29 protein-coding genes are annotated in these 26,852 nt (G+C 70.1%); 10 read left to right on the top strand and 19 right to left on the bottom strand.

Features of this window, described 5'->3' with window-relative positions:
- Positions 1-164 precede the first annotated feature (164 nt).
- Genes ACI3KY_RS03230 through ACI3KY_RS03245 form a run of 4 tightly spaced genes read right to left on the bottom strand, consistent with a single transcriptional unit; the run spans position 165 to position 3,325 of the window.
- Positions 165-1,079, bottom strand: coding sequence for an ABC transporter substrate-binding protein (locus ACI3KY_RS03230; RefSeq protein ID WP_404928763.1), 915 nt, complete (start codon positions 1,077-1,079; stop codon positions 165-167).
- A 31-nt stretch (positions 1,080-1,110) separates the two neighbouring features.
- Positions 1,111-1,836, bottom strand: a complete 726-nt coding sequence (locus tag ACI3KY_RS03235; RefSeq protein ID WP_404928764.1) for an ABC transporter permease — start codon at positions 1,834-1,836, stop codon at positions 1,111-1,113.
- Positions 1,833-2,504 (bottom strand): ABC transporter permease, encoded by a 672-nt coding sequence (locus ACI3KY_RS03240; protein WP_404928765.1) that lies wholly within the window; start codon positions 2,502-2,504, stop codon positions 1,833-1,835. The genes ACI3KY_RS03235 and ACI3KY_RS03240 overlap by 4 nt, the downstream gene beginning before the upstream one ends.
- A complete protein-coding gene (locus ACI3KY_RS03245; RefSeq protein WP_404928766.1) occupies positions 2,501-3,325 on the bottom strand; it encodes an ABC transporter ATP-binding protein in 825 nt (274 codons plus the stop codon). The genes ACI3KY_RS03240 and ACI3KY_RS03245 overlap by 4 nt, the downstream gene beginning before the upstream one ends.
- A gap of 150 nt (positions 3,326-3,475) precedes the next feature.
- Between ACI3KY_RS03245 and ACI3KY_RS03250 the strand changes: the two genes are divergently transcribed.
- Positions 3,476-4,900, top strand: coding sequence for a dihydrolipoyl dehydrogenase family protein (locus ACI3KY_RS03250; RefSeq protein ID WP_404928767.1), 1,425 nt, complete (start codon positions 3,476-3,478; stop codon positions 4,898-4,900).
- Between the two features lie 48 nt (positions 4,901-4,948).
- Here ACI3KY_RS03250 and ACI3KY_RS03255 read toward each other — a convergent pair whose 3' ends face one another.
- Positions 4,949-5,557, bottom strand: a complete 609-nt coding sequence (locus ACI3KY_RS03255; RefSeq protein WP_404928768.1) for a flavodoxin family protein — start codon at positions 5,555-5,557, stop codon at positions 4,949-4,951.
- Between the two features lie 139 nt (positions 5,558-5,696).
- On the opposite strand from ACI3KY_RS03255, the gene ACI3KY_RS03260 reads away from it, so the two are divergent.
- From ACI3KY_RS03260 to ACI3KY_RS03285, 6 genes are all read left to right on the top strand, one after another.
- The gene (locus tag ACI3KY_RS03260) at positions 5,697-6,191 is read left to right on the top strand and encodes a DUF427 domain-containing protein (RefSeq protein ID WP_404928769.1); all 495 of its coding nucleotides are present in this window, start codon (positions 5,697-5,699) and stop codon (positions 6,189-6,191) included.
- A 135-nt stretch (positions 6,192-6,326) separates the two neighbouring features.
- Positions 6,327-6,887: a PadR family transcriptional regulator gene (locus tag ACI3KY_RS03265; protein WP_404928770.1), complete on the top strand. Its 561-nt coding sequence runs from the start codon at positions 6,327-6,329 to the stop codon at positions 6,885-6,887.
- 92 nt (positions 6,888-6,979) lie between these two features.
- The gene (locus ACI3KY_RS03270; RefSeq protein WP_404928771.1) at positions 6,980-8,680 is read left to right on the top strand and encodes an ABC1 kinase family protein; all 1,701 of its coding nucleotides are present in this window, start codon (positions 6,980-6,982) and stop codon (positions 8,678-8,680) included.
- 108 nt (positions 8,681-8,788) lie between these two features.
- Complete coding sequence (locus ACI3KY_RS03275; protein ID WP_404928772.1) at positions 8,789-9,694, top strand: SDR family oxidoreductase; 906 nt, start codon at positions 8,789-8,791, stop codon at positions 9,692-9,694.
- Positions 9,695-9,867: 173 nt separating this feature from the next.
- Positions 9,868-10,959: a phosphogluconate dehydrogenase (NAD(+)-dependent, decarboxylating) gene (gene gnd, locus ACI3KY_RS03280; protein WP_404928773.1), complete on the top strand. Its 1,092-nt coding sequence runs from the start codon at positions 9,868-9,870 to the stop codon at positions 10,957-10,959.
- Entirely contained in the window at positions 10,956-11,594 is a 639-nt protein-coding gene (locus ACI3KY_RS03285; RefSeq protein WP_404928774.1) for a GyrI-like domain-containing protein, read from the top strand. Before gnd ends, ACI3KY_RS03285 begins: the two co-directional genes overlap by 4 nt.
- A gap of 61 nt (positions 11,595-11,655) precedes the next feature.
- Here ACI3KY_RS03285 and ACI3KY_RS03290 read toward each other — a convergent pair whose 3' ends face one another.
- The 4 genes from ACI3KY_RS03290 to msrB all read right to left on the bottom strand — a co-directional run bounded on the left by ACI3KY_RS03290 (position 11,656) and on the right by msrB (position 14,602).
- Positions 11,656-11,859, bottom strand: a complete 204-nt coding sequence (locus tag ACI3KY_RS03290) for a cold-shock protein (protein WP_026059428.1) — start codon at positions 11,857-11,859, stop codon at positions 11,656-11,658.
- A 548-nt stretch (positions 11,860-12,407) separates the two neighbouring features.
- Positions 12,408-13,376 carry a hypothetical protein gene (locus ACI3KY_RS03295; protein WP_404928775.1) on the bottom strand — a complete coding sequence of 323 codons (969 nt, stop codon included), beginning with the start codon at positions 13,374-13,376 and terminating at the stop codon, positions 12,408-12,410.
- A gap of 207 nt (positions 13,377-13,583) precedes the next feature.
- Positions 13,584-14,138 carry a peptide-methionine (S)-S-oxide reductase MsrA gene (gene msrA / locus ACI3KY_RS03300; protein WP_331911051.1) on the bottom strand — a complete coding sequence of 185 codons (555 nt, stop codon included), beginning with the start codon at positions 14,136-14,138 and terminating at the stop codon, positions 13,584-13,586.
- A complete protein-coding gene (gene msrB, locus ACI3KY_RS03305; RefSeq protein ID WP_404928776.1) occupies positions 14,135-14,602 on the bottom strand; it encodes a peptide-methionine (R)-S-oxide reductase MsrB in 468 nt (155 codons plus the stop codon). The genes msrA and msrB overlap by 4 nt, the downstream gene beginning before the upstream one ends.
- 127 nt (positions 14,603-14,729) lie before the next feature.
- On the opposite strand from msrB, the gene ACI3KY_RS03310 reads away from it, so the two are divergent.
- Positions 14,730-15,242 carry a metallophosphoesterase family protein gene (locus tag ACI3KY_RS03310; protein ID WP_404928778.1) on the top strand — a complete coding sequence of 171 codons (513 nt, stop codon included), beginning with the start codon at positions 14,730-14,732 and terminating at the stop codon, positions 15,240-15,242.
- Here ACI3KY_RS03310 and ACI3KY_RS03315 read toward each other — a convergent pair.
- The 3 genes from ACI3KY_RS03315 to ACI3KY_RS03325 form a co-directional block, all read right to left on the bottom strand.
- Complete coding sequence (locus tag ACI3KY_RS03315; RefSeq protein WP_404928779.1) at positions 15,220-15,795, bottom strand: hypothetical protein; 576 nt, start codon at positions 15,793-15,795, stop codon at positions 15,220-15,222. The genes ACI3KY_RS03310 and ACI3KY_RS03315 overlap by 23 nt on opposite strands.
- Positions 15,792-16,658 carry an endonuclease/exonuclease/phosphatase family protein gene (locus tag ACI3KY_RS03320; RefSeq protein WP_404928780.1) on the bottom strand — a complete coding sequence of 289 codons (867 nt, stop codon included), beginning with the start codon at positions 16,656-16,658 and terminating at the stop codon, positions 15,792-15,794. The genes ACI3KY_RS03315 and ACI3KY_RS03320 overlap by 4 nt, the downstream gene beginning before the upstream one ends.
- Positions 16,659-16,732: 74 nt before the next feature.
- The gene (locus tag ACI3KY_RS03325; protein ID WP_404928781.1) at positions 16,733-18,235 is read right to left on the bottom strand and encodes a SulP family inorganic anion transporter; all 1,503 of its coding nucleotides are present in this window, start codon (positions 18,233-18,235) and stop codon (positions 16,733-16,735) included.
- 200 nt (positions 18,236-18,435) lie between these two features.
- Between ACI3KY_RS03325 and ACI3KY_RS03330 the strand changes: the two genes are divergently transcribed.
- Positions 18,436-20,097: an alpha-amylase family protein gene (locus tag ACI3KY_RS03330; protein WP_404928782.1), complete on the top strand. Its 1,662-nt coding sequence runs from the start codon at positions 18,436-18,438 to the stop codon at positions 20,095-20,097.
- 37 nt (positions 20,098-20,134) lie between these two features.
- Here the strand turns inward: ACI3KY_RS03330 and ACI3KY_RS03335 are convergent, their stop codons facing one another.
- Positions 20,135-20,902, bottom strand: coding sequence for a glycosyltransferase family A protein (locus ACI3KY_RS03335; protein ID WP_404928783.1), 768 nt, complete (start codon positions 20,900-20,902; stop codon positions 20,135-20,137).
- Between the two features lie 343 nt (positions 20,903-21,245).
- Here ACI3KY_RS03335 and ACI3KY_RS03340 point away from each other — a divergent pair, with 343 nt between their 5' ends.
- Positions 21,246-21,590: a DUF2200 domain-containing protein gene (locus tag ACI3KY_RS03340; RefSeq protein ID WP_404928784.1), complete on the top strand. Its 345-nt coding sequence runs from the start codon at positions 21,246-21,248 to the stop codon at positions 21,588-21,590.
- A gap of 3 nt (positions 21,591-21,593) precedes the next feature.
- Here ACI3KY_RS03340 and ACI3KY_RS03345 read toward each other — a convergent pair whose 3' ends face one another.
- The 6 genes from ACI3KY_RS03345 to ACI3KY_RS03370 all read right to left on the bottom strand — a co-directional run bounded on the left by ACI3KY_RS03345 (position 21,594) and on the right by ACI3KY_RS03370 (position 26,783).
- Positions 21,594-22,406, bottom strand: coding sequence for an FAD:protein FMN transferase (locus ACI3KY_RS03345; protein ID WP_404928785.1), 813 nt, complete (start codon positions 22,404-22,406; stop codon positions 21,594-21,596).
- Positions 22,403-22,945 (bottom strand): FMN-binding protein, encoded by a 543-nt coding sequence (locus tag ACI3KY_RS03350; protein ID WP_404928786.1) that lies wholly within the window; start codon positions 22,943-22,945, stop codon positions 22,403-22,405. The genes ACI3KY_RS03345 and ACI3KY_RS03350 overlap by 4 nt, the downstream gene beginning before the upstream one ends.
- A gap of 39 nt (positions 22,946-22,984) precedes the next feature.
- A complete protein-coding gene (locus tag ACI3KY_RS03355; protein WP_404928787.1) occupies positions 22,985-24,406 on the bottom strand; it encodes a ferric reductase-like transmembrane domain-containing protein in 1,422 nt (473 codons plus the stop codon).
- Between the two features lie 38 nt (positions 24,407-24,444).
- The gene (locus ACI3KY_RS03360; protein ID WP_404928788.1) at positions 24,445-24,966 is read right to left on the bottom strand and encodes a hypothetical protein; all 522 of its coding nucleotides are present in this window, start codon (positions 24,964-24,966) and stop codon (positions 24,445-24,447) included.
- Positions 24,967-25,050: 84 nt separating this feature from the next.
- Entirely contained in the window at positions 25,051-26,103 is a 1,053-nt protein-coding gene (locus tag ACI3KY_RS03365) for a sensor histidine kinase (RefSeq protein WP_404928789.1), read from the bottom strand.
- A complete protein-coding gene (locus ACI3KY_RS03370) occupies positions 26,100-26,783 on the bottom strand; it encodes a response regulator transcription factor (protein WP_404928790.1) in 684 nt (227 codons plus the stop codon). The genes ACI3KY_RS03365 and ACI3KY_RS03370 overlap by 4 nt, the downstream gene beginning before the upstream one ends.
- Positions 26,784-26,852: the final 69 nt, after the last annotated feature.

A 26,852-nucleotide genomic window follows, 5' to 3' on the forward strand; every position in this document is an offset into this window, starting at 1 on the left:
GGAGGGGGTCGGACATGGGGCTCCTGTTCTCCTGCGTCTGCCCCAACCTAGCGAAAAGACCGGGTGGTTCCGCGTTCTCACGCGCACCGGGCGAAAGAAGACGGCGCCTCCCGTCATGCCGCAGGGGCAGAGCGGGAGGCGCCGTCTGTCGGTCGGCGCGACGGTCAGTTCAGGCCGTTGTCGGCGAGCCAGTCCGCGGCGATGTCCTCGGGTGAGCGCTCGTCCTCCGTCGATTCGACGTTGAGCGCCACGAGACCCTCGGGGGTCAAGGCGGCGCTCACCGCGTTGATGACGTCGGCGATCTCATCGGCGATGTCCGCGTTCACGACCGGCACGACATTCGACGCCAGGAAGAGCCCCTTCGGGTCTTCCAGCGTCACCAGGTCCTCCGTCTTGATGCGCGGGTCCGCGCTGTACACGTTGGCGATCTGGATGTTGCCGGCGACCAGCTCGTCGACGGTGGTGTCGGCGGTGGCCTGGAACGACACCGTCACGCCATAGACATCTTCGAGCCCGCTCGGGCCGTACGGGCGCTCCTCCAGTTCGGGCGCGCCGCCCAGCACCAGGCCGTCGATGCCCGCGAGGTCGGCGATCGAGGTGAGGCCGTTCTCCTCGGCGAACGCGGCGGTGACGTTGTAGGAGTCCTGGTCGGTCGCCGACGACTGGTCGAGCACCGTCAACCCGTCGGGCAGCGCCTCCTGGAGCGCCGCGTAGACGTCGTCCGACGTGGTCGCCGTCGTGTCGGGCTCGAAGTACTGCAGCAGGTTGCCGGTGTACTCGGGGAACAGGTCGATCTCGCCGTCCTCGAGAGCCGGCATGTAGGCATCCCGCTGGCCGATGTTGAAGTTGCGCTCGACCGTGAAGCCGCCGGCCTCGAGGGCCTGCGCGTAGATCTCGGCGATGATCTCGTTGGAGTAGTAGGCCTGCGAGCCGATGACGATCGTCGACGAGTCGCCGGTGTCGCCGCCGTCGGTGCTGTCGCCGCTCAGCGGGTCGCTGGAAGCGCAGCCGGCGAGAGCGAGCGCCGCGATCGCGGTCCCCGCGAGCGCCGCGGTCAGGCGCGTGCGTGCTGTGGACATTTCGTTACCTCCGGTGTGGTGGGTGGGGATATCAGCGGGAGAACTGCGGGGCGCGGGCGAGAGCGGGTGCGCTCGCCGCCGGACGGATGCGGGGGCCCTCCGTCCGCGGGACGGCGAAGCGGGCGAGCAGGGCGAAGAGCCCGTCGAGCACGAGAGCGAGGGCGACCACGACGATGGAGGCTCCGAGGATCTCGGGGAAGTCGCGCAGCGCGATGCCCTGCAGGATGTAGTAGCCGAGCCCGCCCACACCGATGTAGGCGCCGATGGTCACCGTGGCGACCACCTGCAGCGTCGCGGACCGAAGTCCGCCGATGAGGAGCGAGAGTCCGAGTGGCATCTCGATCCGGAACAGGATCTGCCACTGGGTCATTCCCATCGCGCGCCCGGCGTCGATCACCGTCCGGTCGATCGCCTCGATGCCGGCGTACGCGCCGGCGAGCACCGAAGGGATGGCGAGCACCACGAAGGTGGCCACGGCGGCCTCCGTCTTGAACGCCACGCCGAGCAGCAGACCCAGCAGCACGATGAGCCCGAGGGCGGGAAGGGCCCGGGCAGCCCCCGAGAGGAACACGGCGAGTTCCCGGCCTCTGCCGGTGTGTCCAATCAGCCAGCCGATCGGGATCGCGATGACCGCGGCGATGGCCACGGAGCCGAAGGTGAACGCAAGGTGCTGGGCGATGGCCGTCGGCAGGGGCAGCGAGCCCGTCAGCCGGGCGGGCGAGAAGATCCAGGCGAATGCCTCGGCGAGGACGTTCACGCCGCCACCGCCCGGAGCCGGGCCGCCCGCGGCGGAGCAGTACGGCGCGTCCACGGCATGAGCGCCCGGCCGGCCAGCATGAGCAGCCCGTCGATCACCACGGCGATCACCACGACGGCCACGACGCCCGCGAAGACTTCGGCGACGATGCGGCGCTGCGAACCGTTCGTGAAGAGGTAGCCCAGGTTCTCGACGCCGATGAGGGCGCCCACGGTGGCGAGGGAGATCGTCGACATCGCGGTCACGCGCAGTCCCGCGAGCACGACGGGGCCGGCGAGCGGGAAGTCGACGGTCCAGAACCTCCGCCAGGCGCCGAAACCGACGGCGACCGCGGCGGACCTGGTCACGGGGTCGACGGACGCGAGCCCGTCGGTCACCGAGCGCGTCATGATCGCGACGGCGTAGATCGTCAATGCGATGACGAGGTTCAACTCCGACAGGTAGGGCACGCCGAACAGCGACAGCAGAGCGAACAGGGCGAAGGAGGGGATGGTGTACAGGAGACCCACCACGGTCAGCACGGTGCCGCGGAGCTTCGTGTAGCGGAACGCCAGCCACCCGAGCGGGATCGACAGCACGAACCCCGCCACGATCGCCACGGCACTCTGGCGCAGGTGGTCGACCGTGAGCGCGCCGATCAGGTCGAGGTTGTCGAGAACCCAGTTCACGGCTCATCCTTCACGAGGACGCCCTGCGTGCGGCCGGCCGAGTCCACGAGAACCGTGCCGTGCGCCGTCTGCTTGGCGCGCAGCGCCCGAGCGCCGCGCTCCACCCCGATGAAGTCGGCGACGAAGTCGCTCGCGGGGTTCTCGATGATCTCGCTCGGACTGCCGATCTGGGCGACGCGCGCGCCCTTCTCGAGGATCACCACCTGGTCGCCCAGCAGGAACGCCTCGTCGATGTCGTGGGTCACGAAGACGATCGTCTTGTCGAGCTCGCCCTGCAGCCGCAGCGTCTCGGTCTGCAGCTCTCTGCGCACGATCGGATCGACGGCGCCGAACGGCTCGTCCATCAGCAGGATGTTGGGGTCGACCGCGAGAGCCCGCGCCACGCCCACGCGCTGCTGCTGGCCGCCCGAGAGCTGGCTCGGGTAGCGCTTCGCCAGCCCGCGCTCGAGCCCGACGACGTCCATCAGCTCGAGCGCGTCGGCGCGCGCCTTCGCGCGAGAGACGCCGCTCAGGACCGGAACTGTCGCGATGTTGTCGACGACCGAGAAGTGGGGGAGGAGTCCCGCGTTCTGCAGGACGTAGCCGATGCCCCGGCGCAGCGCCACCGGGTCGAGGCCCGAGATCGGCTCGTCATCGATCGTGATGACGCCTCCCGTGGGCTCGACGAGGCGGTTGATCATGCGCAGCAATGTGGTCTTGCCGCTGCCCGACGAGCCGACGAGGACGGTGGTCTTGTGCGCGGGGATGAGCACGCTGAAGTCGTCGACGGCGACGGTGCCATCCGGATAACGCTTCGAGACCCCGCGGAATTCGATCGCCATGCTGCCCTTTCGGCCGGGGCTCCCACATAACCACACGCCGCCGACATGATGACGGACGCGACGGATGCCGCGAACTCCGCTATGCTCATCGCCCGCCGCGCGCGGGCATCCGTGTCGCCTGTGTCGCGGGACGCGGCTACGTTGGGGCGCATGACTTCTCGGGAGTACGACCTCATCGTCATCGGAGCCGGCCCCGTCGGCGAGAACGTCGCCGACCGGGCGACGCAGGGCGGCCTGTCGGTCGTCGTCGTCGAGAGCGAGCTCGTGGGCGGCGAATGCTCGTACTGGGCATGCATCCCCTCGAAGGCGATGCTGCGTCCCGGTGCGGCTCTGAACGCAGCCCGCCGCGTGAAGGGGGCAGCCGCCGCGGTGACGGGCACCGTCGATGTCGCCGCCACCCTGGTACGCCGTGACGAGCTCGTGCACCACTGGGACGACAGCTCGCAGGTCGACTGGCTGCACGGCGCGGGCATCGATCTGGTGCGCGGGCGTGGGCGGCTCACAGGCGAGCGGGAGGTCACCGTGACCGACGCCGATGGCGGAGAGACGGTCTTGTCCGCCCGTCATGCGGTCGCCATCTCGACGGGATCGGCGGCCCTGCTGCCCGACATCCCCGGTCTGCGGGAGGCGCAGCCGTGGACCAGTCGGGAAGCCACGGGCGTGCGCGACGTTCCGTCGTCGCTGGCCGTGCTCGGCGGAGGCGTCGTCGGCAGCGAGATGGCGACGCTCTTCACCTCCTTCGGCACGACGGTCACCGTGATCGCCCGGTCTGCCCTGTTGCGCGGCGTCGAGCCGTTCGCCGGCGAGGCGGTCTCGAAGGCGCTGACCGATGCCGGGGCCGAGGTGCGCACCGGCGTGGAGGTCGAGAAGGTCTCGCGTGACAGCGGCGGGAACGGCGAGGTCGTGCTGTCGCTGTCGGACGGCTCCGAGGTGCGGGCGGCGGAGGTGCTCGTCGCCACGGGGCGCATGCCGCGCACCTCCGACATCGGGCTCGAGGTGGTGGGACTCCAGCCGGGTTCCTGGCTCGACGTGGACGACACGCTGCGCGTCCGCGGAGTGGACTGGCTCTACGCCGTCGGCGACGTCAACCACCGCGCGCTGCTTACGCACCAGGGCAAGTACCAGGCGCGCGCCGCGGGCGATGTCATCGCCGCACGTGCACGGGCCGCGGACATCGACGACGCACCCTGGGGTGCGCACGTCGCGACCGCCGACCATGCCGCCGTGCCGCAGGTGGTCTTCACGGATCCGGAGGTGGCCGCCGTCGGCCACACCGAGGAGTCGGCGCGGGCGGCGGGCCTCGACATCCGTGTCATCGACTACGACCTCTCGTGGCTGGCGGGCTCCAGCGAGCTGGCCGACGACTACCGGGGACGCGCCCGGGCGATCGTCGACGACAAGCGGCGCGTGCTCGTGGGCGTGACGTTCGTCGGGCAGGACGTGGGCGAGATGCTCCACGCGGCGACGATCGCCATCGTCGGCGAGGTGCCGATCGAGCGCCTCTGGCACGCGGTGCCGTCGTACCCGACGATGAGCGAGGTGTGGCTGCGCTGGCTGGAGGAGTACGGGCGCTGACCGAGCGCAGCGCGCCGTCCGGCGTCAGGGGGTGCCGTCAGTGCCGCGTCACTGCGGCGGCGCCGGGTACGGGCGCTCCTTGAGGAGCTTCGCGAGATGCGCGGCGTTCCGGGCGAGGGTCGCCGTCGTCGACGCGACCTTCTCGGGCGTCTGGGGCAGGTCCTTGTAGTCGGTCGTCTGCATCGCCTCGCCGTTCCAGTACACCCCGCCCTGCGAGGGGATCGTGAACCCCACGTCGCCGAGAGCCTGGTAGAGGTCGGCGGTGATCGCGTGCGCGCCGTCCTCGTTGCCGACGACCACCGTCACCGCGACCTTGCCTGCGAGAATCGCGCGCCCTTCGTCGTCGGTCTCCGACAGCTCGGCGTCGAGGCGCTCGAGCACGCGCTGCGCGACGCTCGACAAGTGCCCCATCCACGTCGGCGTGGCGAAGACGAGGATGTCGCTGGCCAGCACCTTCTCGCGGATGCGCGGCCACTGGTCGCCGTCGCCCATGTCGGCCTGTACGCCCGGCCGCACGTCGAAGTCGACCACCCGGACCTGTTCGCCGGTGACGTCGTGCTCGGCCAGCGCGTCGAGCACCTGCTGCGCGAGCAGTTCGCCGCTGGAGGCGTCGGGGGAGGGCTTGAGGGTGCAGTTCAGTGCGAGTGCGCGGAGCATGTCGATTCCTTTCGCGTCGTTCGGCACGGTACGGAACGCGCGAGGTTCCCCGCGAGGCCTTGACAGGGTCGCTCGCAGGTGGGTGGTCGTCGCGAGAGGTACCCTTGCCGCCCAACCCTTGCTCCTCAGGAGGTGGCGTATGCGGCCCGAGCCATCACCGGTCGGTCCCGGTCAAGAATCCGTCTGGGACTACCCGCGACCGCCGCGGGTGGAGAGGGTCGCGCGGCGCGTGCGGATCCGACTGGGCGATGAAGTGATCGTCGACACCGACGACGTCGTGCGCGTGCTCGAGACCAGCCACCCGCCGGTCTACTACCTGCCGATCGCCGCGTTCGCCGCCGGCGCGCTGACGCCGGGTGAGGGATCGTCGTACTGCGAGTTCAAGGGCGGCGCCACGTACTTCGACGTCTGCGGCGGGGGACAGGTGCGTCCGCGCGCCGCGTGGACCTACCCTCGCCCTACCGCCGGGTTCGAGTCACTCGCCCGCCGCGTGGCCGTCTATGCGGGCGATATGGACCTGTGCACGGTCGACGGCGTCGAGGTCGTTCCCCAGCCGGGGCGGTTCTACGGCGGATGGATCACGCCCGAGATCGTGGGGCCGTTCAAGGGCGAGCCAGGCTCACTGGGGTGGTGACGTGCCCGGCCGTGCGTCACGCGGCCACCGCATCCTCGACCGATCTGACAGCGAACGCCCAGCCTGCTCCCTTGCTGAACGATATATCGCTAGGTATCGTCGGCATATCGGCACACACTCGTTCAGGAGGTCGTCATGAGCGGTTCGTTCCCCGGATTCGGTTCCCGTCCAGGAGGTCAGGGCTCGGGTCTGCCCGGCAGCCTGTGGGATGCCATGGACCAGTTGAAGGATGCCTTCGAGCGCGGGTTCTCGCCGCGCGTCGGGCGCGGCGACGTGCGGGCCGCGGTGCTCGCGATCCTCGCCGAGAAGCCCATGCACGGCTACCAGATCATCCAGGAGATCGAGGCGCGCAGCGACGGCGGGTGGAAGCCCAGCCCCGGATCGGTCTATCCGACGCTGCAGCTCCTCGCCGACGAGGGTCTGGTGGCGGCGGAGGAGTCGAACGGCAAGAAGACGTACTCGCTCACCGAGGCGGGCCGCGCCGAGGCGGCAGCCGCCGACGGACAGTCCGCTCCCTGGGAGGCCTTCGGCGCCCGCGACACGGGGCGCACCAGCGCACTGCCGAAGGCGGGTGCGAAGCTCGCGCAGGCGGCCGCTCAGGTCGGACGCGGCGGCACGCCCGAGCAGGTGGCGCAGGCCGTCGAGGTGCTCGACGAGGCGCGGCGTAAGCTCTACTCGATCCTCGCCCAGGACTGACGGGCCGGCCGGGCGCCGGCGCACGACGTCTACCGGCGCGCACGGATCGCAGACATCCCTGATCACCCGATCCGCACCGCCGAGGAGCTTCGATGGCCGACGTCGCGAATCCGCGCGCCCGCTATCGCCGGATCCTGAGGTTCGCCGGGCGCTACATGGTTCAGGCGTGGTGGTTCGAGTTGGTCCTGCCGCGGTTCGGGCTGGGTGCACTCGCCGCCCGCGGACGCACGCGCCGACTGCGCACCATCGCGCGCCGCTTCCACGTCCTCGCGGTCCAGTACGGCGGCCTCATGATCAAGGTCGGCCAGTTCCTGTCGTCGCGCCTCGACGTGCTGCCGCCCGAGATCACGAAGGAACTCGAGGGCCTTCAGGACGAGGTGCCCCCTGTCGCGTTCCCGGCCATCCGCGAGCTCGCCGAGATCGAGCTCGGGGTGCCGCTGAGCCGTGCGTTCGAGTGGGTGGATGAGACACCCGTCGCCGCGGCATCCCTCGGTCAGGCGCACCGCGCACGGCTGACGCCCGCCGACGCGCTCGAGACCGGGTTCGCCGACGTCGTCATCAAGGTGCAGCGGCCCGGCATCGAGGCGATCGTCGACGTCGACCTCGCGGCGCTCCGGCGCGTGGCCGGCTGGCTCAGCCGGGTGAAGATCGTGCGCGACCACGTGGATCTGCCGCAGCTGGTCGAGGAGTTCGCGCACACGAGTCGCGAGGAGATCGACTATCTCCACGAAGCGCAGAACGCCGAACGGTTCGCGGCCGACGTCGCCGGCGACGCACGCGTCGCCGCCCCCGAGATCGCCTGGGAGCGCACCACGCGCCGCGTCCTCACACTCCAGGACGTCACCGCGATCAAGATCAACGACATCGAGGGGCTGCGGGCCGCGGGAATCGATCCCGCCGCGGTCGCAGTGGAATTCGCCGATGTGATGTTCGATCAGCTGTTCCAGCGGGGCTTCTTCCACGCCGACCCGCACCCGGGCAACATCTTCGTCACTCCGGTCGTCCGTCCCGCCGGCGACACCCGTCACCCGTGGACGCTCACCTTCATCGACTTCGGGATGATGGGCGAGGTTCCCGACACGCTGCGGCACAGTCTCCAGCAGCTGGTGATCGCGGTCGCGTCACGCAACACCGGGCAGATGATCGACAGCATCCGTGCGGTCGGCGTGCTGCTGCCCTCCGCCGACACCATCGAACTCGAGCGGGCCATGACCGCGCTGTTCGCCCGGTTCGGGGGGATGGGCTTCGCCGAGCTGCAGAAGGTCGACCCGCGCGAGTTCCGGGACTTCGCCAAGGAGTTCGGCGACGTCGTCCGGTCGCTGCCGTTCCAGCTGCCGGAGAACTTCCTGCTGATCATCCGCGCGGTGTCACTGACGAGCGGGATGTGCAGTTCCCTCGACCCGTCCTTCAACGTGTGGGATGCCGTCGAGCCCTATGCCGATCGCCTCCTGCGGGACGAGCGGGGCAACGTGGGAAGAGCCGTCGTGCGGGAGGCGACGTCGATGGCCGGTGTGGTCGCACGGCTGCCGCGACGGCTTGACGACATGGTCACGCGCATCGAGGACGGGCGGCTCGTCGCCGACGTGCCGAAGCTCGACAGGTGGCTGAAGCGACTCGAGCGGATGGGCCGCCGCGTGGTCTCGGCCGTGCTGTTCGCGGGGCTGCTGATCAGCGGTTCGGTGCTGCGTGCGGAGGACCTCACGATCGGCACCGTCCTGATGATCGCCTCCCTCCTGCCGCTGCTGCATGCGCTGTTCGCCGGGTTCTCCGGCGGGCGCGGCCCGCACGACTGATTCAGGGTCGGCCTCCGCCCTGGTCGGATGCCGCGACCCCGCCTAACGAATCTTCCGCGTACGCGCAACCCCGGGACGTGCGCGCCGGGCTCTACGTACCGTGACGGCATGGCTACCGACAAGCGCGACCAGTACACGTTCACCAATCCCGCTGAGATGTATGCCGGCTTCGATCCGAAGAAGCAGCATCAGCCGGAGCCCGGTCTCGATGCCGAGCTCGAGCCCACAGCCGATCTGGGCGAGAAGACCTATCGCGGATCGGGTCGCCTCGCCGGTCGCAAGGCGCTCATCACCGGCGCCGACTCCGGCATCGGCGCGGCGACCGCCATCGCGTTCGCCCGGGAGGGCGCCGACGTGGCGATGTCGTATCTGCCCGAGGAGGAGAAGGACGCGCAGCGCATCGCCGGTCTCATCCAGGATGCCGGCGTCACGGCGCTGACGCTGCCCGGCGATCTGCGCGATCCGGAGTACTGCCGCGATCTCGTCGACCGGGCCGTCGACGGGCTCGGCGGCCTCGACATCGTCGTGAACAACGGCGGGAAGCAGATCTTCAACGAAGACCTGACGACCCTCGACGACCAGCAGTTCGACGACACGTTCAAGACGAACGTCTACGCGATGTTCTGGATCACCAAGGCCGCACTCCCGCACCTGACGCCCGGCTCCACCATCATCAACACCACCTCCATCCAGGCCTACCAGCCCTCCGAGATCCTCGTCGACTACGCGTCGACGAAGGCGACGATCAACGCCTTCACCAAGGCGCTGGCGCAGCAGCTCGCTCCGAAGGGGATCCGCGTGAACGCCGTCGCACCCGGACCCATCTGGACCCCGCTGCAGGTCACGGACGGACAGCCACAGGAGAAGATCGAGAGCTTCGGCGAGCAGACGCCAATGGGCCGCGCCGGTCAGCCGGCGGAGCTGGCTCCTGCCTACGTGTTCCTCGCGTCCGCGGAGTCGAGCTACGTCGCCGGTGAGACGCTCGCCGTGACCGGCGGTTCGCCGACGCCCTGACCGGCTCGGCCGGCGCCGCACTCGAGCGGCGCGACATGAGACAGGCGCGGCGGTCGCGGCATCCGTTCCTCGCGTGGCCGGCAGCACTCGACGGTCGATCCGTCGCCGCTGCTCCTTAGACTGCGAGGAGGGGCGGCCGAGCGCCGAACCGACAGACGAGCGGAGGAACGAAGATGCAGCTGGGAATGGTGGGCCTCGGCCGGATGGGCGGCAACATCGTGCGGCGGCTGATGCGGGACGGCCACGAGTGCGTGGTCTACGACGTGAGCACGGATGCCGTCGCCGGCCTGGTGACGGAGGGCGCCGTCGGTGCCGGCGACCTCAGCGAGCTCGTATCGCAGCTCGAGGCGCCGCGGGCGATCTGGCTGATGATCCCCGCGGGACTGACCGGCAGAGTCGTCGACGAGGTGGCCGCGCTGCTCGAACCCGGCGACATCATCATCGACGGCGGCAACTCCAACTATCGCGACGACGTCCGTCGGGCGGCGGCGTTGAAAGACAACGGCATCCACTACGTCGACGTGGGAACGAGCGGCGGGGTCTTCGGCCTCGAGCGCGGGTACTGCCTCATGGTGGGCGGGCCCGACGAGGCGTTCCAGCGGATCGAGCCGGTCCTGCGGACGATCGCTCCCGGCAGCGGTGAGGTCGGACGCACGCCCGGGCGCGCCGGTGACTTCGCGCCCGAAGAGCTCGGCTACCTGCACTGCGGGCCCTCCGGTGCGGGACACTTCGTGAAGATGGTCCACAACGGCATCGAGTACGGGGTCATGGCGGCGCTCGCGGAGGGCCTGAACATCCTCGAGCACGCGGATGCCGGGATCCAGGAGGCGGAGCACTCGGCCGAGGTCGCCCCGCTCGAGGAGCCGGAGTTCTATCAGTTCACGATCGACACCCCCAAGGTCGCCGAGCTGTGGCGGCGCGGATCCGTGATCTCGTCGTGGCTGCTCGACCTGACCGCCGCCGCGCTGCAGGGCAACCCGACGCTTGAAGGGCTGGCGGGTCGCGTGTCGGACTCGGGCGAGGGGCGCTGGACCGTGAAGGCCGCCGTCGACACGGGGGTTCCGGCGCCGGTGCTCGCAGCATCCCTCTTCGAACGCTTCGCGTCGCGCGGCGAGGACCAGTTCGCCAACCAGGTGCTCTCGGCCATGCGGCTGCAGTTCGGCGGCCACCAGGAGCTGCCCGCGGGCGACGTGCTCGAGGCCGGCGGACGCAAGTCGGAGTCGTCGAGCGGCGGGTCGGAGGCGTCAGCCGGCGGCCGGTCGTGAGCAAGGTCGATCTCAAGAAGTCGATCGCCGCATACAAGGCTCGGCGGGGGGCGTTCGAGATCGTCGACGTGCCCGTGATGGGATACCTCATGGTCGACGGTCACGGAGATCCGAACACGGCGGAGGCGTACCGGGACGCGGTCGCGGCGATCTTCTCGGTCGCCTACACGCTGAAGTTCTTGAGCAAGACCGAGCTTGGTCGGGACTACGTCGTGATGCCGCTCGAAGGACTGTGGTGGTCCGACGACATGGCGGCGTTCACGAACCAGCGCGACAAGTCGCGCTGGAGCTGGACGATGATGAGCCTCGTCCCGGAATGGATCGACACCGCCCATTTCGAGCGGGCGCGGGACGCAGCGGCCGCGAAGGGCGGCTCAACGGCCATCGATCGGCTGCGGATGACGGAGCTGGCGGAGGGCACATGCGTGCAGACGCTCCATGTGGGCTCGTACGACGACGAGGCGCCGGTGCTCGACGAGATGCACAGCCGGTTCATCCCGGAGGCGGGCCTGCGCATGCGCGGGCTCCATCACGAGATCTACCTCACTGATCCGCGGCGCTCGGCTCCCGAGCGGCAGCGGACGATCCTGCGTCAGCCGGTCGAGCAGGCGCAGCCTGCCGATCCGGCCGGGTGAGGGCAGGAAGACTGTCGGCAGTCAGCCGGGGCCGAAGTGATCGGCCCCGGCTGACGACAGATCAAAGCGGCCGGATGTTGGCGGCCTGCATGCCCTTCGGGCCACGCTCGGCGTCGAATTCGACCTTCTGGTCCTCGCGGAGCTCCTTGAAGCCCTCGCCGGTGATCGCGCTGAAGTGCGCGAAGAGGTCGGCCGAACCGTCGTCGGGGGCGATGAAGCCGTAGCCCTTCTCGGAGTTGAACCATTTCACGGTGCCAGTGGCCATCGTGTCTTTCCTTCTTTTTCGTGGGCCGTGTGAACGGCCGCGGGTGCCACTCGCGCGAGCGCGCAGTGGACGTGTGAGGCGCGCGTGAGGCGCGGGGGAGACGGTGTGCGAGGCGAAGGACGCAGCGACCGCGGCGGATGCCTGCGGGTGCGTCGAGTGCACGCCGAGGGGCGAGCCGAGGGCGCTCTGCGCCTCGAAACCGTGCGAGCCGACAGCGACGAATCCCGCGTACTCGCCGGCGGCGGTCGCGACGAAGACGTCGGCGTCGGCCTGGTGCCAGTCGAGCAGGAGTTGTGCCGGTGCTGCGGTGGAAGTGACGGAGGTCAAAAGTTCTTTCAGAAGGTGCGCGTCCGCGGGGCGGAAGAGGCACGGAAATCGATGGGAGTGAAACCGCACTCGGCGGTGGACGTCGGAAGCTCTGCATTCCTCGTTGATGGCAGAGGATGTCGACAAAACAGCCCGATCGGGCGTTCCAGCGTAGCACGGCCGTCTGTGCGCCGGCGACGCGTCGGTGAGGAACTGTGGAGCGGAGCGCGATGGGCTGCGGCCTAGGTCTCGTGGCCGCCCGCAGACCCGCCCGCCGGGGGCGTCGCCGCACCCGGGGCCTTTCCGGTGGCCGGAGGCGTCTCGGCGCCGTCGCGGGGACTGCGTGAGATGAGATTGGTCGCCCAGCGCTCGTTGAACCCCGCCAGGAAGCCCACCGAGCCCCAGAAGAACCAGCTCTCGACGCGGCCGTCGGGAATGACGAACATCGTGGCCGCCAGGATCCCGCTCTTGAGCAGGAAGACGACGGCGGCGGCGAAGAACCACCCGAGGAAGATGCGGTAGCGCGCGGCCCCACCGGCCGCGACTTCGATCGGCAGATCGTTCAGCTTGTGCATGCGCAGCAGGACGCTGACGCACGCTCCGGCGGCGCCCGCGCCGACGGCGACCAGGACGTCGCGCAAGGCGTCGGCCTGTTCCGGCGGGATGGGACCTTCCCGCCAGAGCGTGATCACGGCCGCACCGCCGCCGGCGATCACTCCGAGGGCGACGAAGGTCAGGATCACTCCGCTGAGGAGGCCCCGCGCATATCTGCGCCGGGCGATCTCGCCTTCGCGCCGCTTCAGGAAGTCTTCCGCGTAGACGAGCCGGGCATCGAGCGCCGCGATGTCCGACGCCGACGATCCGGGGCGGGCGAAACCATGCGCTGCGATACGCACCGCCTCGTGGACCAGTTCGTCGAGTGTCGCGATGTCGTCGCCGCGCAGGACGAACCGACCACGCAGAAGCACCTCGTCGAGCCGCCCGAACTGGCGTGGCGCCGACGCGGCGACCTTGCGCGCTGCGGCACGGAAGTCGGCGTCGTCGCTGCGCAGCAGACCGGTCGCCGGCTCCTTGACGGCGGCGCGCTCCCGCTCGGCGGCGCGCGACCTCGCGGTGTTGGGGATGCGGGCCACCTGGATGGTCAGCCACGTCGCCCACGACGTGTCGCCGATCCATCGAGTGCCCGAGGGGGCTTGCGCTGCGTCAGCCACCACGACTCCTCTGCTCGCGCCGCGCACGCGCGTGGCGATGCTGAGAAGAGAGGACGGAGCGAGCCTCAGATACACCGCCCGCGGCGGCAGGCTGCGGCGGTCGTGGGCCGGGGGGAGCGGCAGAAAGAGGGATGCCGCGACCCGACGGGTCGCGGCATCCGTTCTCGTCTCGCGGTGAGCTGCCCGCTCAACCTCGAGACGTCGTCATCACGCGGTGGCGTCCGCGCGCTTGGGCAGCACCCAGCCGGCACGCGGGAAGTGGCACGTGTACCCGTTGGGGATGCGCAGCAGATAGTCCTGGTGCTCCGGCTCGGCCTCCCAGAACGGGCCGGCGGGCTCGATCGTGGTGACGGCCTTGCCCGGCCAGAGTCCCGACGCGTCGACGTCGGCGATGGTCTCGCGCGCGACCTCCTCCTGCTCGGGGGAGAGCGGGAAGATCGCCGAGCGGTAGCTCGAGCCGATGTCGTTGCCCTGGCGGTTCAGGGTCGACGGGTCATGGATCTGGAAGAAGAACGCCAGGATGTCGCGGTACGTCGTCTTGGTGGGATCGAAGACGATCTCGACGGCCTCCGCGTGCCCCGGGTGCTTGCGGTACGTCGCGTGCGCGTTCTCGCCGCCGGTGTAGCCCACACGGGTGCCGAGCACGCCGGGCTGACGGCGGATGAGGTCCTCCATCCCCCAGAAACAGCCGCCGGCGAGTACTGCCGTCTCGGTGCCGGGGGTGCGGGTGATCTCGCCGGTGTCGAAGGGACCGCTGGTCATGATGCGTGCTCCTGGTTCTCGGTGGTGAAGAGGTGTCGGTAGGCGCCGTAGCCCTCGTCCTCGAGCGAGGAGAGGGGTACGAAGCGCAGTGAGGCCGAGTTCATGCAGTATCTCAGGCCGCCCGCCTGACGGGGGCCGTCGGGGAAGACATGGCCCAGATGGCTGCCGGCGCCCGACGAGCGCACCTCGGTGCGCGGCAGGAGCAGCTTCCAGTCCTTCTTGGTCTCGACGGCGTCGGGCTCGATCGGCTTGGTGAAGCTGGGCCACCCGGTTCCGCTGTCGTACTTGTCGGTCGATGAGAACAGCGGCTGGCCCGAGACGACGTCGACGTAGATGCCGGGCTCGTGGTTGTTCCAGTACTCGTTGCGGAAGGGCGGCTCGGTGCCGTCCTCCTGCGTGACGCTGTACTGGGTCGGGGTGAGGCGGCTGAGCGCCTCGGGAGTCTTGCGGTAGTCGTTGCTCACGATTCCTCCTGGATCGACGTCGCTGGCTGCGGCGTCATAGGAGGAGAACGGATGCCGCGCCCCTTTTGGTCCCGCGAAGCTGGGAGCGGGCCGTGAGTTCCCGGGGTCGCAGGGGCAGAATCGGGACATGGCGACACGGCTGCTGCTGATCTCCGACACCCACATCCCCGGGCGCGCGCGGCGGCTTCCCGATGCGGTGCTGCATGCGGCCGATGCGGCCGATCTCGTGATCCACGCGGGCGACTGGGTCGCGGCATCCGTGCTCGACGAACTGCTGCAGCACGCCGACGTACTCGGCGTGTGGGGCAACAACGACGGCGCCGACCTGCGTGCCCGCCTGCCGGAGGTGGCGCGCCGCACGATCGAGGGCGCGCGGTTCGCCGTGGTGCACGAGACGGGCCCGTCGCAGCGGCGTGAGGCGCGCATGGAGGCCGCGTTCCCCGACACCGAGGTGCTGGTGTTCGGCCACAGCCACATCCCGTGGGACACGCAGACGCCCGGTGGTCTGCGGCTGCTGAACCCGGGATCTCCGACGGACCGCCGCCGTCAGCCCGTGCACACGATGATGACAGCCGAGGTGGACGCCGGCGAGCTGCGTGACGTGCGGCTCGTCGAGGTCACTCCCGCTCGACCAGCCTGACCCGGGCTACGACGAGCCCGGCGACCAACCCGCCGAGCCCGCCCGCGGCCATGTCGCCGATCGTGTCCTGGTAGCTCACGAAGATACTGGGATCGACGAAGGTCCTGCCGATCCACTCCGCCATCTCCCACACCGCGCTGAGCGCGAGGCCGAGGCTCGTGACGAGGACGATCGGGGTCGCCCGCCGGGTGCCGGCGGCGAGAGGAAGCGGCACGACCGCCAGCCTGGCCAGCAGGAGGTAGGCCATCGCGGCAAGGGCGCCCGTGCATGCGAAGTGCACGACGAGGTCCCAGGAGGGCACCGTCTCGTAGAGGTGCAGCACATTGCTCCAGGCCGCGACGAGCACGGTGAGGCAGAAGACGACGTCGAACGTCGGGCGCACCCCGACGAACCGCGGGACCACCAGCGCCAGCAGCGACAGTGCCAGGATTCCCGCATCCGATGGCGCCCACCAGACGAAAGCCGCCGCGACGCTGAGCGGACCGAGCAGTCGCACGGCGTCTGCGACCCACTCCGCGACGCCGTGCGACGGCCGGAGGAACCGGGCCTTCACGCGGCGGTCCGACCGGAAGCGATGGTCACGACCGCCTGGACCGGCAGGTGGTCGGACGGCCACACCCCGCCGTGACGGAAGGTGTTGATGCCCGCGCTCGCCACCTGTACATCCGGCGTGACGACGATCCAGTCGATGCGGGGCCGCGAAGGCCGCGGCGCGCGGTAGCCCGCGAACGTGCCGACGGATGCCGTCAGCCGGCGCGCCGCGGCGGTCCAGGCGTCCTGCAGTCCGCTGTCGTCGAGGAGCGCCCGCAGGGTCCGTGAACCCTCACCCGCGTTCAGATCGCCGGTGAGGATGCTCGGGCCATGGCCGACCATCTTCTGGAGCGCATCGACAGAGCGCACGCGCGAGCGCGGCGAGAAAGGGTCGAGGTGGGTGTTGACCGCGGTGAATGCGGCGCCGGTGCGGCGGTCGCGGAAGCGGGCCGTCACCAGGATGCGGGGGATGAGGTTGCCCCACGAGCGGGAGCCGGCTTCGCGCGGCTGATCCGACAGTGCGGCCTGATCCCAGTCGACGAGTTCGAGCCGCTCGGCGTCGAAGAAGATCGGACAGCCCTCACCGCTGCCGCGCGGACCATGCCCGCGCCCTACGAACCGGTAGGCCACACCGAGCGCGGCGCGCACGGCGTCCGCTTGGTCCGGCATCGCCTCCTGCACGCCGACCAAGGTCGGCTGCTCCTGCCGCAGCAGCGCCCGGACGGCGGGAGCACGATGCCGCCAGCGATCCGAGCGCCTCCAGGTCACGCCGTTCATCCGGCGCCGGATGTTGAGCGTCATGACGTGCAGGGAGGGCGGCTCGACCGGGCCGACGAGCGACCCGCTCGACCGCTCCCCGACCACTCCTTCTCGTCGCCGCAGCATCCCCCACGGTACGCAGAGCAGGGTGTGCCGCGGCAAGGGCTTGCGCTGAGGCGGTCTCTGCGTGAAGCGGGCGCTCAGGCGGAGCCCAACCCGCCGCTCAGCCGCCCGTGGAATGACGCCGAAGCATCGGTCATGCCCTCGAGCACCACGGTGGTGCCGCGCTGCTCGTACTTCGTGACGATCGCATCCAACGCGGCGACCGTCGAGGCATCCCAGACATGCGTGCGCGACAGGTCGATGACGACGTGGGCAGGATCGGCGGCGTACTCGAACTGCGTGGTCAGGTCGTTGCTGGAGGCGAAGAACAGCTGGCCGTCCACCCGATACCGGGCGGTGTCGCCGTCGACGGTGCGGCTCACGCTGGTGAAATGGGCGACCCTGCGGGCGAACAGCACCATCGCGGTGAGCACGCCGAGCACCACGCCGATGGCGAGGTTGTGGGTCCAGACAGTGGCCACGACGGTCACGAGCATCACGGCGGTCTCACTGAGCGGCATCCGTCTCAATGTGGAGGGACGGATGCTGTGCCAGTCGAAGGTGGAGACCGACACGAGGATCATCACGGCCACGAGCGCTGCCATCGGGATCAGCCCGACGATGTCGCCGAGGGCGACGACCAGGATCAGCACCCAGACTCCCGCCAGGAACGTCGAGATGCGGGTGCGGCCGCCCGAGGTCTTGACGTTGATCATCGTCTGGCCGATCATCGCGCAGCCGCCGGTGCCGCCGAAGAAGGCGGAGGCGATGTTGGCCACGCCGAGGCCCCACGCCTCGCGGGTCTTGCGCGAGCGGGTGTCGGTGATGTCATCGACGAGCTTGGCTGTCATGAGCGATTCGAGAAGGCCGACCAGGGCGGCGGCGAACGCGTAGGGCGCGACGATCTGCAGTGTCTCCCACGTCAGCGGCACGTTGGGGATGAGGAGCTCCGGCAGGCTGCGGGGCAGCTCGCCCTGGTCTGCGACGTTCGGCACGGCCGAGAGGCCGAACCCGACGACCGCGGCGGTCAGCAGCACGATCGCGATGAGCGGGGCGGGAACCGCGCGGGTGATGCGCGGCCAGACGAAAAGGATGACGAGTCCCACCGCCACCAGCACGTACACCGCCCACGGCACATCGATCAGCTGCGGCACCTGGGACAGGAAGATCAGGATGGCCAGGGCGTTCACGAATCCGACCATGACGCTGCGGGGGATGAACCGCATGAGCCGGGCGACTCCCAGCACCGCGAAGAGCACCTGGATCACGCCGGCGAGAACGATCGTGACGATCAGGTAGTCCGGGCCGTACTCCCGGGCGACCGGCGCGATGACGAGCGCGACCGCGCCCGCGGCGGCGGTGATCATCGCGGGGCGGCCGCCGGTGAACGCGATGACGACCGAGAGCACGAACGACGAGAAGAGGCCCACGCGAGGATCCACGCCGGCGACGACCGAGAACGCGATCGCCTCGGGGATGAGCGCCAGCGCCACGACCAGTCCGGCGAGCACCTCGCGCGTCAGCAGCCGCGGGCGGCGCAGCGCCTGCAGCACCGTCGGCTCGATGCGATAGCGATCAGCGGATTCCGCGACGGTGGACACGGGTGAAGACTCTAGCCGTTGGGCGACCGGACTCCGGGGCTGCCCCGTACTCGACGGCCCGTACCCAACAGTCCCGCGGATCTCAAGGGCCTGCCCGGCAGGCGGGGCGCCCGGCAGACTCGCGGCATGGAATCCCTTCGCCTTCCTGCCCACCCGCATGCCGTGGCATGCGGCATCCTTCCCCACCCGAAGGGGGAGCGATGAAGATCACCGATACCAGCGACCTGTGGTGGAAGAGCGCGATCATCTACTGCCTCGACGTCGAGACCTACCTCGACACCGATGGAGACGGGGTCGGCGACATGCAGGGCCTCGCGCAGCGGATCGACTACCTCGCACAGCTCGGCGTGACGTGCCTGTGGCTCATGCCGTTCTACCCGACGCCCGACCGCGATGACGGGTACGACATCACGGACTTCTACGGGGTCGATCCGCGGCTGGGCAACCACGGCGAGTTCGTGGAGATGATCCGCACCGCCCACGACCGGGGCATGCGGGTGATCGTGGATCTGGTCGTCAACCACACTTCGGACCGCCATCCGTGGTTCCAGAAGGCGAGACGGAGTGTCAACTCGCCGTACCGGGACTACTACATCTGGCGCGACGAGGCCCCGCCGAAGGGCCAGAAGAACCCGGTCTTCCCGGGTGAGGCCGACGGTGTGTGGTCCAAGGACGAGGCATCCGGCCAGTGGTACCAGCACAGCTTCTACGAGCATCAGCCCGACCTGAACATCGCCAACCCCGCGGTGCGCGACGAGCTCGCACGCGTGATCGGCTACTGGCTGCAGCTGGGCGTGTCGGGGTTCCGGGTCGACGCGGTGCCCTTCCTCCTGGAGATGCCCCCGGGGGCCCACATCGCGGACCCGCACGAACTGCTGCGCGACTTCCGCCGCTTCCTCCAGCGCCGCTCGAGCGAGGCCATCCTGCTGGGCGAGGTGAATCTTCCGTACGAGCAGCAGGTCGCGTACTTCGGCGGCGGTGACGTGAGCGAGCTCTCGATGCAGTTCGACTTCGTCGGGATGCAGGCGTTCTACCTGTCGCTCGCACGGCAGGATCCTGCTCCGCTCATCGCCGCGCTGACCTCTCGACCGGCGCTCCCCGACGACGTGCAGTGGGCGAATTTCCTGCGCAACCACGACGAGCTCACCCTCGACAAGCTGACCGACGCCGAACGCGAGGAGGTCTTCGAGGCATTCGCGCCCGACGAGCGACAGCGCGTGTTCGGCCGCGGCATCACGCGCCGGCTGCCCCCGATGCTCGGGGACCCGCGACGGATCCGCATGGCCTACAGCCTCCTGTTCACGCTCCCCGGCACGCCGGTGCTGTTCTACGGCGAAGAGATCGGCATGGGCGAGAACATCGACATCCCCGGGCGCAGCGCTGTGCGCACCCCCATGCAGTGGACGGCGGAGAAGAACGGCGGGTTCTCGCAGGCGGCGCCGTCCCGGCTGGTCGCACAGCCGCCGGGCGACGGCTACGCACCGCAGCACGTCAACGCGGCCGATCAGATCGAGGACCGCGCGTCGCTGCTGCACTTCTTCCGTGACCTGATGTCGCGGTACCGCATCTCGCCGGAACTGGGATGGGGCACGTTGGAGGTGCTGGAGCAGCCCGTCGACGCCCTGCTGGTGCACTCCCTGCGCGCTGACGTCGGGCGGATGGTCGCGATCCACAACTTCGCCGACGTGCCCGCCACGACGAGCTTCTCGCTGAGCGACGAGCCCGACGGCACGCGTCTCGTGGATCTGCTGGGCGCCGAGCGCATTCCTCTCGACGAGCGCGGTCGGGTCGAGCTCGAAGTCCCGGCCTACGGCTATCGCTGGCTGCGGGTGTCGCGGCCGGGCGACGGTCGCGTGTCGTAGCCGCGGCTCCGGCTCCTCTCGGCGCGGGGCGGCGCGCTCACGACGTGCCCGGCATCGGGCGCGCCGCCAGCACCCGACGCAATACGCGGCGCGTCCAGCGCACCGGCGGAAAGTCGCGAGGAAGGTGCACGAGCACCGTGCGCAGGCCGCGAGCGGCGCGACGGCCGAACGCCTGGCCTGGCGCGAACGGTCGCATCGACATCCCCATCCGTGCGGCCGGGAGCCAGCGGATCCGGCCCCGTTCGCCGAGGTGGAACGAGAGGTCCATGTCGTCGTGCAGCTCGGCATCGCGATGAACGGACGAGCGGATGCCGAGCCATGCCTCGCGACGCAGGCCCAGGTTGGATCCGAACAGCGGGAGGTGGCCGAGCGTCGGGATCATGACGGCGGCGTACGCGCCCAGATAGAGCGTCGCCAGAGGCACGCGCAATGCCGGCGGGCCATCGATGAACCGGGCGCCTCCGGTGAACGCCGAGACGTCGGGGCGGGCCGCGAACGCCTCCGCCATGGCGCGGGTCCATGACGCGTCGGGCACGCAGTCCGCGTCGAGCCGCAGGATGATGTCCCCTTGCGCAGCGTCGTACCCGGCGGCGCTCGCCGCAGGGATGCCTGGGGTGTCGCAGCGGACCAGGCGGGCGCCGAACGCGCGCCCGACGCGGGCCGAGGCATCCGTCGATCCGTTGTCGACGACGACGATCTCGTCGGCCGGGCGCGTCTGCCGAGCGAGGGCCCGCAGGCAGCGCGCGAGCTCGGTGTCGTCGTCCTTTACGGGGATCACCACCGAGATCCGCAGGGTGTCGGGCATGCTCAGATTCCACCGGTGCCGGCGCCGGGGGAGAAGGGTCTTGACTCCCGCGGCGCAGATCGGCTGTGATGTGCAGCTTGTCGACCGACCGATCTGCCCGGTTAACAGGTCAGTGCCTGCCGTGTCAATGGCCACGGTCCGATCCATCCTCATGCCTAGGCTGGCAGAGCAATACAAAGCAGTGCCGTGCGAAGCGGTCGAGTATCGGCGTTCGGGTCGCCGTGCTGACTCCCGTGAACGTGCTGATGGTCCCGGTGGGAGGGCTACCCACCGGGACCATCGCTGCGTCCAGAGGTCGTCTGCGCCCGTGCCCGCGGCATCCGCGCGGGATTATCCTGGCGTGGTGCACCGGATCTTCACGACGAGCTTCGCCTCGGTCTATCCGCTCTACGTGACCAAGGTGGAGCGGAAGGGGCGCACGCAGGAGGAGCTCGACGAGGTCATCGAGTGGCTGACGGGCTTCGACGACGGCCGGCTGAGGCAGCACATCGACGAGCACACGACGTTCGAGGACTTCTTCGCCGACGCCGACCTGAATCCGAACGCCTCGCTGATCACCGGCGTGGTGTGTGGCATGCGCGTCGAGGAGATCGAGGACCCGCTGATGCAGAAGGTCCGCTACCTCGACAAGCTGGTCGACGAGCTGGCTCGCGGAAAGGCGATGACGAAGATCCTCCGCAGCGCCTGAACATCACGAAGCGGACAGCAGCGAGGGGCCCGCGACGGTGGCGGTGACCTCCACGCCGTCGAGCCAGCGCCTCACACGGCCCGAGGCATCGATGACCATCCCGGTCGTGCGGGCCGCCCGCGAGATCCACCGCAGGTCGGCGAAGCCGGCGACGACCGCCGCGGTCGCCCACACGTCGGCGCGCACGAGACTGTCCGCCACGACGGTCGCGGATGCGACGTCCCGCGCGGCACGCCCCGATCTCGGGTCGATGATGTGGGAGCCGCGCTCCGCGAGCCCCGAGGTGGCGACGGCACCATCGCGCACCCTCACCGTGGCGAGCACCCGGGAGCGGTCGGCCGGGTCGGCGATCGCCACGTTCCAGGCCCAGTCCGCCCCGACTGCCGTGAACAGCTGCATGTCGCCGCCGGCATTCACACCGACCGCGACGGCTCCACGGTTCTCCAGCAGCGGGGCGAGGTGCGCGCGTGCCGCGCGCTCGATCGACCATCCCTTGACATAGCCGGTCGGGTCGAAGACGCCGGACCACATCGCGCTGAACAGCCCTCCCGTCTCGGCTTCCGCCTGCGGACAGCCGCGAGCGACCTCGGCGACCCAGGGAGAGGCATCGGCCATCGCCAGCTCGCCCCGCGCGATCCGCAGGATGTCGGAATCGTCGCGATAGGGCGAGAAGACCCGGTCGACCGTGCGCAGTTCGTCGAAGCACGCGGCGACCGCGGTGTCGAACGCGCCGGCGTCGACCTCGCCGATGAGATGCACGCTGATCGCGGTGCCCATGATCTCGGCCACCTCCACGCGCCGACCGTGCACCGTCACGATGACGCCTGGTCGATGGCGCTCTGCAGCGACTGGAGATAGCCCTCGCTGGTGTAGGTGGCACCGGAGACCATGTCGATCTCGGCCGACTGGGCGTCGGTGGTCTCCGACATCAGAACGGGAAGCGCGCGCTGATTGATCTGCCGATCGCGGGAATTGCTCGACGGGTAGTCCGGCACCTGGACATCGGTGATCTGCCCGTCCGACACGGTGATCTGAACCTGAACCGGCCCGAAGCGCGTGTTGGTCGACGCGCCGGTGTACGTGCCGTCGGTGAGTCCGGTGCCTGTGGACTCGGATGCCGCGCCGGAGCCGGTGCTGCTCGACCCGGTGGAGGCGGAACCTGTGGAGTCCGCGGTGCTGCCGCTGCCGGCGCCGTTGTCCGAACCGCTGTCGGCTGCGGAGCCCGTGGTGCTCGACGTGGTCGTCGATGAATCGGCGGCGAGCGGCGTCGCCGACTCGATGTGCGACGTGCGATAGCTGAACAGCAGCACGAGGCCGCTGACCGTGGCGAGGAGTGCGTAGAGGATCTTCTTCATGGCGGCTTCCTGTCGGCTCGTGGCGGTGTCTCGGACGACTCAGAGGGAGAAGGACTCGGTATGGATGCGTCCGGCGACGACACCTGCTGCCCGCAGGTCCCTAGTCACGGCGTCCATCCACGGCTGCGGACCGCAGACGAAGACGTCGTACTCCTCGAGGTCGGGTACGAGATGCCGGAGGGCGTCGGGGCCTCTCCACGCGGCGTGGGACGCCGGCAGCCACCGCTCGGCGGAGGGTGCCCGTGGCCCGTCGAGCGGCAGATGGCGGATGCCGCGATCGCGCACCAGCGCCGCGATGGCTGTGGAGCGCAGAGCGGCGGCGAGAGCCGAGTCCCGCGTCAGCAGGATCGCGTCGCCGGGCGCGTACGGCTCGGACTCGAGCAGCGACACCAGCGGGGCGACGCCCGCGCCGGCGCCGATCAGAAGCAGCTTGCGACCTCGGCGCTCGTCGCCCGTCATGCGGCCGTACGGACCTTCCACGAGCACGCGCGTGCCCGAGCGCAGTGCGGTGAGCCGTGTCGTGCCGTCGCCGACGACGCGGGCCGAGATCGTCAGCCGGTCTGCGCGGGGGGCCGCCGAAAGCGAGAAGGGATGGCCGCGCGACCAGCCGGGACCGTCGAGAAAGCGCCAGACGAAGAACTGCCCCCCGCGAACGCCCAGCCGGGCGAGTCCGCGGCCGCTCACATGGACGGTCACCCCGCCCGTGCCATCGGCCTCGACAGCCGCGACCCGCAGATCGTGGCGCCACGACCGCGCCGCGGGAACACCGAGCCGGAACACGAGGACCGCGGCCGCCGCGGCCGCCCACAGCGTCCACCAGTACACGGTGGCCCAGGGCGAGCTCGTGAAGTCCGCGCCGGTCCACAGCTGGTGGGGGAGCGCGATCCCGACTCCGACATAGGCGTACAGGTGCAGCAGGTGCCACGACTCGTACCGCAGCCGCCGACGTGCGCGCCGGATCGAGGTGACCGTGACGAGAAGGATCAGAAGCGTGCCGGCCGTCGCCAGCAGCATGCCCGGGTACTCCCAGACGAAGAGCCACAGTTGCAGGAACGGGTTGATCTGTGCGACCGCCGCGTATCCCGCCACGAGCAGCCCGATGTGCGCGAGCATCAGCCAGAACGACCAGAACCCGACGAGCCGGTGCATCCGCGTGATCGCGTCACGACCGAATCCACGCTCGAACAGCGGAACCCGCGCCATGAGCAGCACCTGGTAGAGCAGGAGATTCGCCGCCACCAGGCCGCATAGCCGGCCGATCGTGGTGAGAGCGTCGGAGCCGCCGGCGAGCGTCGCATCGACGCCGCCGCCGACGACCCAGAGAGCGGCGACGAACAGGCTCGTCAACCAGATGACGCAGATCGCCGAGGCATTCCACGCGGCGGTGCGGCGCGAGCGCGGCAGGACGGCCGACCGCTGCCGTGGCATAGCCGGTGCGGAAGGGGAGGCGATCGCCGCCATGATGTCTCCTTGCGGTCGGGTCGGGTCGGGCGGCCGGATCAGGAGCCGTCGGAGTCGTCATCCTGTCCCGGCGCGCCGCCGGGCCCTCCGTCGTGCCGGTCTCCGGGGCCGGGGCGTTCGTGCTCATCCGCGCCGTCGTCCGGCCACGCCGGCGCATTGCCGCCCTGGTTCCAGCCGGCGGGTCCGGCGGCCGAGGACCCCGCGCTGCTCGCGGCCCAACCGGTGCCGAAGCCGACGCCGAGGAGCAGGACGGCGGCGACCGCGGCACCGGTGACCTTGACCCAGGTGCGCCGCAGGAGCGGCGTCGCGCCGGCGTCGGCGGACGCGGGCGCACCGTCGGTCGTCGCGCCGGCGTCGGTGGACGGGGTCGCGGTGACGAGCGGCGGTTGCGGGGGGAGCGTCGTCGTCGGCTGCGACGCGGGTGCGGCTGCGCCGGGATCGGCTGTCACAGGACCGCCCGGCACGGCGTTCGCCGTGGGGTCGCCGCCGGCGTCCGGGGGCGTCGCGTCACGCGTGCCGTCTGCGTGGCCGTGTGTGCTGTCGTTGGTGCTGTCGGACATGGCGCCACTGTCCCGCGCCGGTTCCAAGAAAGCGCAAAGAGTCTGCCGATCTGGGCAGTCTCATAGCAACGTGAGGCCGGACGATCAGCGTGGAGTGCCCGGGCGATGCCGACCGACGGGCAGATCCACCAGGAACGTCGTGCCCCGCGGGGAGGTGTTCTCCACGCGAACGGACCCGCCGAACCGCGCCGCGACGTCGCGGACGAGCGCCAATCCCAGGCCGAACCCGCGACGCCCGTCAGGACCGACGGGCTCCGATGACCGAGCGAAGCGATCGAAGAGGCGTCGGCGATCGATGCCGCTGATGCCGCTGCCTTCGTCGACGACCCTGATCTCGACACGGTTGCCGTTCGGCCGGGCCACCACGCTGATGGTGGATCCGGCAGGGGAGTACCTCACCGCATTGTCGAGCAGTGCCATGAGCGCGCGGGTGAGCGAGGTCCGATCGGCCGCGACTTCCAGACCGGCGGGCGCCACAACGGCCAGGCTGACGCCACGCTCGACGGCTCGCGGCTCGATGACGGCGACCGCATCCTGCGCGGCTGCATCGACGGCGGCCAGCGCATGATCATCGGCCGCGTGCGTGACCGCATGCTCGGACGCCACGAGCAGATCGGTCAGGACGGCGTCCATCACCGCCGCATCGCGCCGAAGATCGGCGAGCACGCGGTCGAGGTCGCCGCCGCGCGCGGAACGATGCTGGGCCAGCTGGATCCTGCTCGTGAGCGTGGTGAGCGGCGTCCGCAGCTCATGGCTCGCGTCGGCGACGAAGGAGCGCTGCACCTCGAGGGCGTCGGCCAACGGCTGAGCGGCCCGTTTCGACGCCCACCATGCGATCAACCCGAGTGCGACGACGCCGAGCACTCCGACGAGGATCGCGACGGGGACGACGTCGTCGAGATCGATGACGCGATCACCCGGTCCGTCCCAGTCGCCACCGGCGGGACCGCCGTGCGTCGGCCCGTGCTCGGGGCGAGAGGTCGCGAACATGGTCGCGACGACGACTGTGGTGATGATCGCGACGACGGCGGCCGACGCGGCGGCCACCCAGGCGCCCGCACGCACCGAGGCCTGCTGTACGCGGCGACGATCGGCGGCCGTCGCCACCTCGGCCCGTCGGCCCGCCCGGCTGGTCACCGGGGAGTTCCGCTGCGGTATCCGCGTGCCCTGACCGTCTCGATGATCTCGGGCGTCGACTTGCGACGGATGTAGTGCACATAGGTGTCGACGGTCGTGGCCGAGCCGCCTGGGAAGACGTCGGTCAGGATCTCCTCCCGCGTGAAGACATGCTCCGGGCTCGAGGTGAGCAGCTGCAGCAGCTCGGATTCGGCATGCGTGAGGGCGATACGGCCGGCGGCCGGCGAGTAGAGCGCCTGAGAGGCGGGCGTGAAGACCCAGTCGCCGAGTTCACGGCGGTCGCCCGCGCCCCGGCCGCGCCGCAGCGCGCGCAGCCGCGCGCGGAGCTCTGCGAAGTCGAAAGGCTTGACGAGGTAGTCATCGGCGCCGGCATCGAGACCGCTGACCCGATCGTCCACCGCGCCGAGAGCCGTCAGCATCAGCGTGGGCGTGGCGATGCGCGCCGTCCGTATGGCGGCGACCAGATCGACGCCCGACATCCCCGGGAGTCGTCGGTCGACGAGGAACGCGTCGTAGCGGCGGGCGAGCGCGAGGCGAAGCCCCACTTCGCCGGTCTCGGCGTGATCGACGTCGTACTCATCGCTGAGCACCTCCCGCACGATCTCGGCGATGTCGGCCTCGTCCTCGACGAACAGCAGACGGGGCCGCGCGGTGACACCCGCGGCAGTGGGAACCGGCATGACGTCAGTCTCAGCCCGCAGGCTCCGCGGCGGGGCCTCCGTTCTGATGGAAGTCCTATGCGTCCGCTA

It is taken from the genome of Microbacterium sp. ZW T2_14 (assembly GCF_044987405.1).
In the GTDB taxonomy this organism is placed as follows: Bacteria; Actinomycetota; Actinomycetes; order Actinomycetales; family Microbacteriaceae; genus Microbacterium.

Coding starts and splice junctions, on each gene's coding strand:
- ACI3KY_RS03320 (WP_404928780.1), bottom strand. CDS start 16,658: ATGCTGCGGCGACGAGAAGGAGTGGTCGGGGAGCGGTCGAGCGGGTCG.
- ACI3KY_RS03250 (WP_404928767.1), top strand. CDS start 3,476: ATGACTTCTCGGGAGTACGACCTCATCGTCATCGGAGCCGGCCCCGTC.
- gnd (WP_404928773.1), top strand. CDS start 9,868: ATGCAGCTGGGAATGGTGGGCCTCGGCCGGATGGGCGGCAACATCGTG.
- ACI3KY_RS03265 (WP_404928770.1), top strand. CDS start 6,327: ATGAGCGGTTCGTTCCCCGGATTCGGTTCCCGTCCAGGAGGTCAGGGC.
- ACI3KY_RS03230 (WP_404928763.1), bottom strand. CDS start 1,079: ATGTCCACAGCACGCACGCGCCTGACCGCGGCGCTCGCGGGGACCGCG.
- ACI3KY_RS03290 (WP_026059428.1), bottom strand. CDS start 11,859: ATGGCCACTGGCACCGTGAAATGGTTCAACTCCGAGAAGGGCTACGGC.
- ACI3KY_RS03370 (WP_404928790.1), bottom strand. CDS start 26,783: ATGCCGGTTCCCACTGCCGCGGGTGTCACCGCGCGGCCCCGTCTGCTG.
- ACI3KY_RS03255 (WP_404928768.1), bottom strand. CDS start 5,557: ATGCTCCGCGCACTCGCACTGAACTGCACCCTCAAGCCCTCCCCCGAC.
- ACI3KY_RS03360 (WP_404928788.1), bottom strand. CDS start 24,966: ATGTCCGACAGCACCAACGACAGCACACACGGCCACGCAGACGGCACG.
- ACI3KY_RS03355 (WP_404928787.1), bottom strand. CDS start 24,406: ATGGCGGCGATCGCCTCCCCTTCCGCACCGGCTATGCCACGGCAGCGG.
- ACI3KY_RS03270 (WP_404928771.1), top strand. CDS start 6,980: ATGGCCGACGTCGCGAATCCGCGCGCCCGCTATCGCCGGATCCTGAGG.
- msrA (WP_331911051.1), bottom strand. CDS start 14,138: ATGACCAGCGGTCCCTTCGACACCGGCGAGATCACCCGCACCCCCGGC.
- ACI3KY_RS03310 (WP_404928778.1), top strand. CDS start 14,730: ATGGCGACACGGCTGCTGCTGATCTCCGACACCCACATCCCCGGGCGC.
- ACI3KY_RS03245 (WP_404928766.1), bottom strand. CDS start 3,325: ATGGCGATCGAATTCCGCGGGGTCTCGAAGCGTTATCCGGATGGCACC.
- ACI3KY_RS03335 (WP_404928783.1), bottom strand. CDS start 20,902: ATGCCCGACACCCTGCGGATCTCGGTGGTGATCCCCGTAAAGGACGAC.
- ACI3KY_RS03260 (WP_404928769.1), top strand. CDS start 5,697: ATGCGGCCCGAGCCATCACCGGTCGGTCCCGGTCAAGAATCCGTCTGG.
- ACI3KY_RS03275 (WP_404928772.1), top strand. CDS start 8,789: ATGGCTACCGACAAGCGCGACCAGTACACGTTCACCAATCCCGCTGAG.
- ACI3KY_RS03330 (WP_404928782.1), top strand. CDS start 18,436: ATGAAGATCACCGATACCAGCGACCTGTGGTGGAAGAGCGCGATCATC.
- ACI3KY_RS03350 (WP_404928786.1), bottom strand. CDS start 22,945: ATGAAGAAGATCCTCTACGCACTCCTCGCCACGGTCAGCGGCCTCGTG.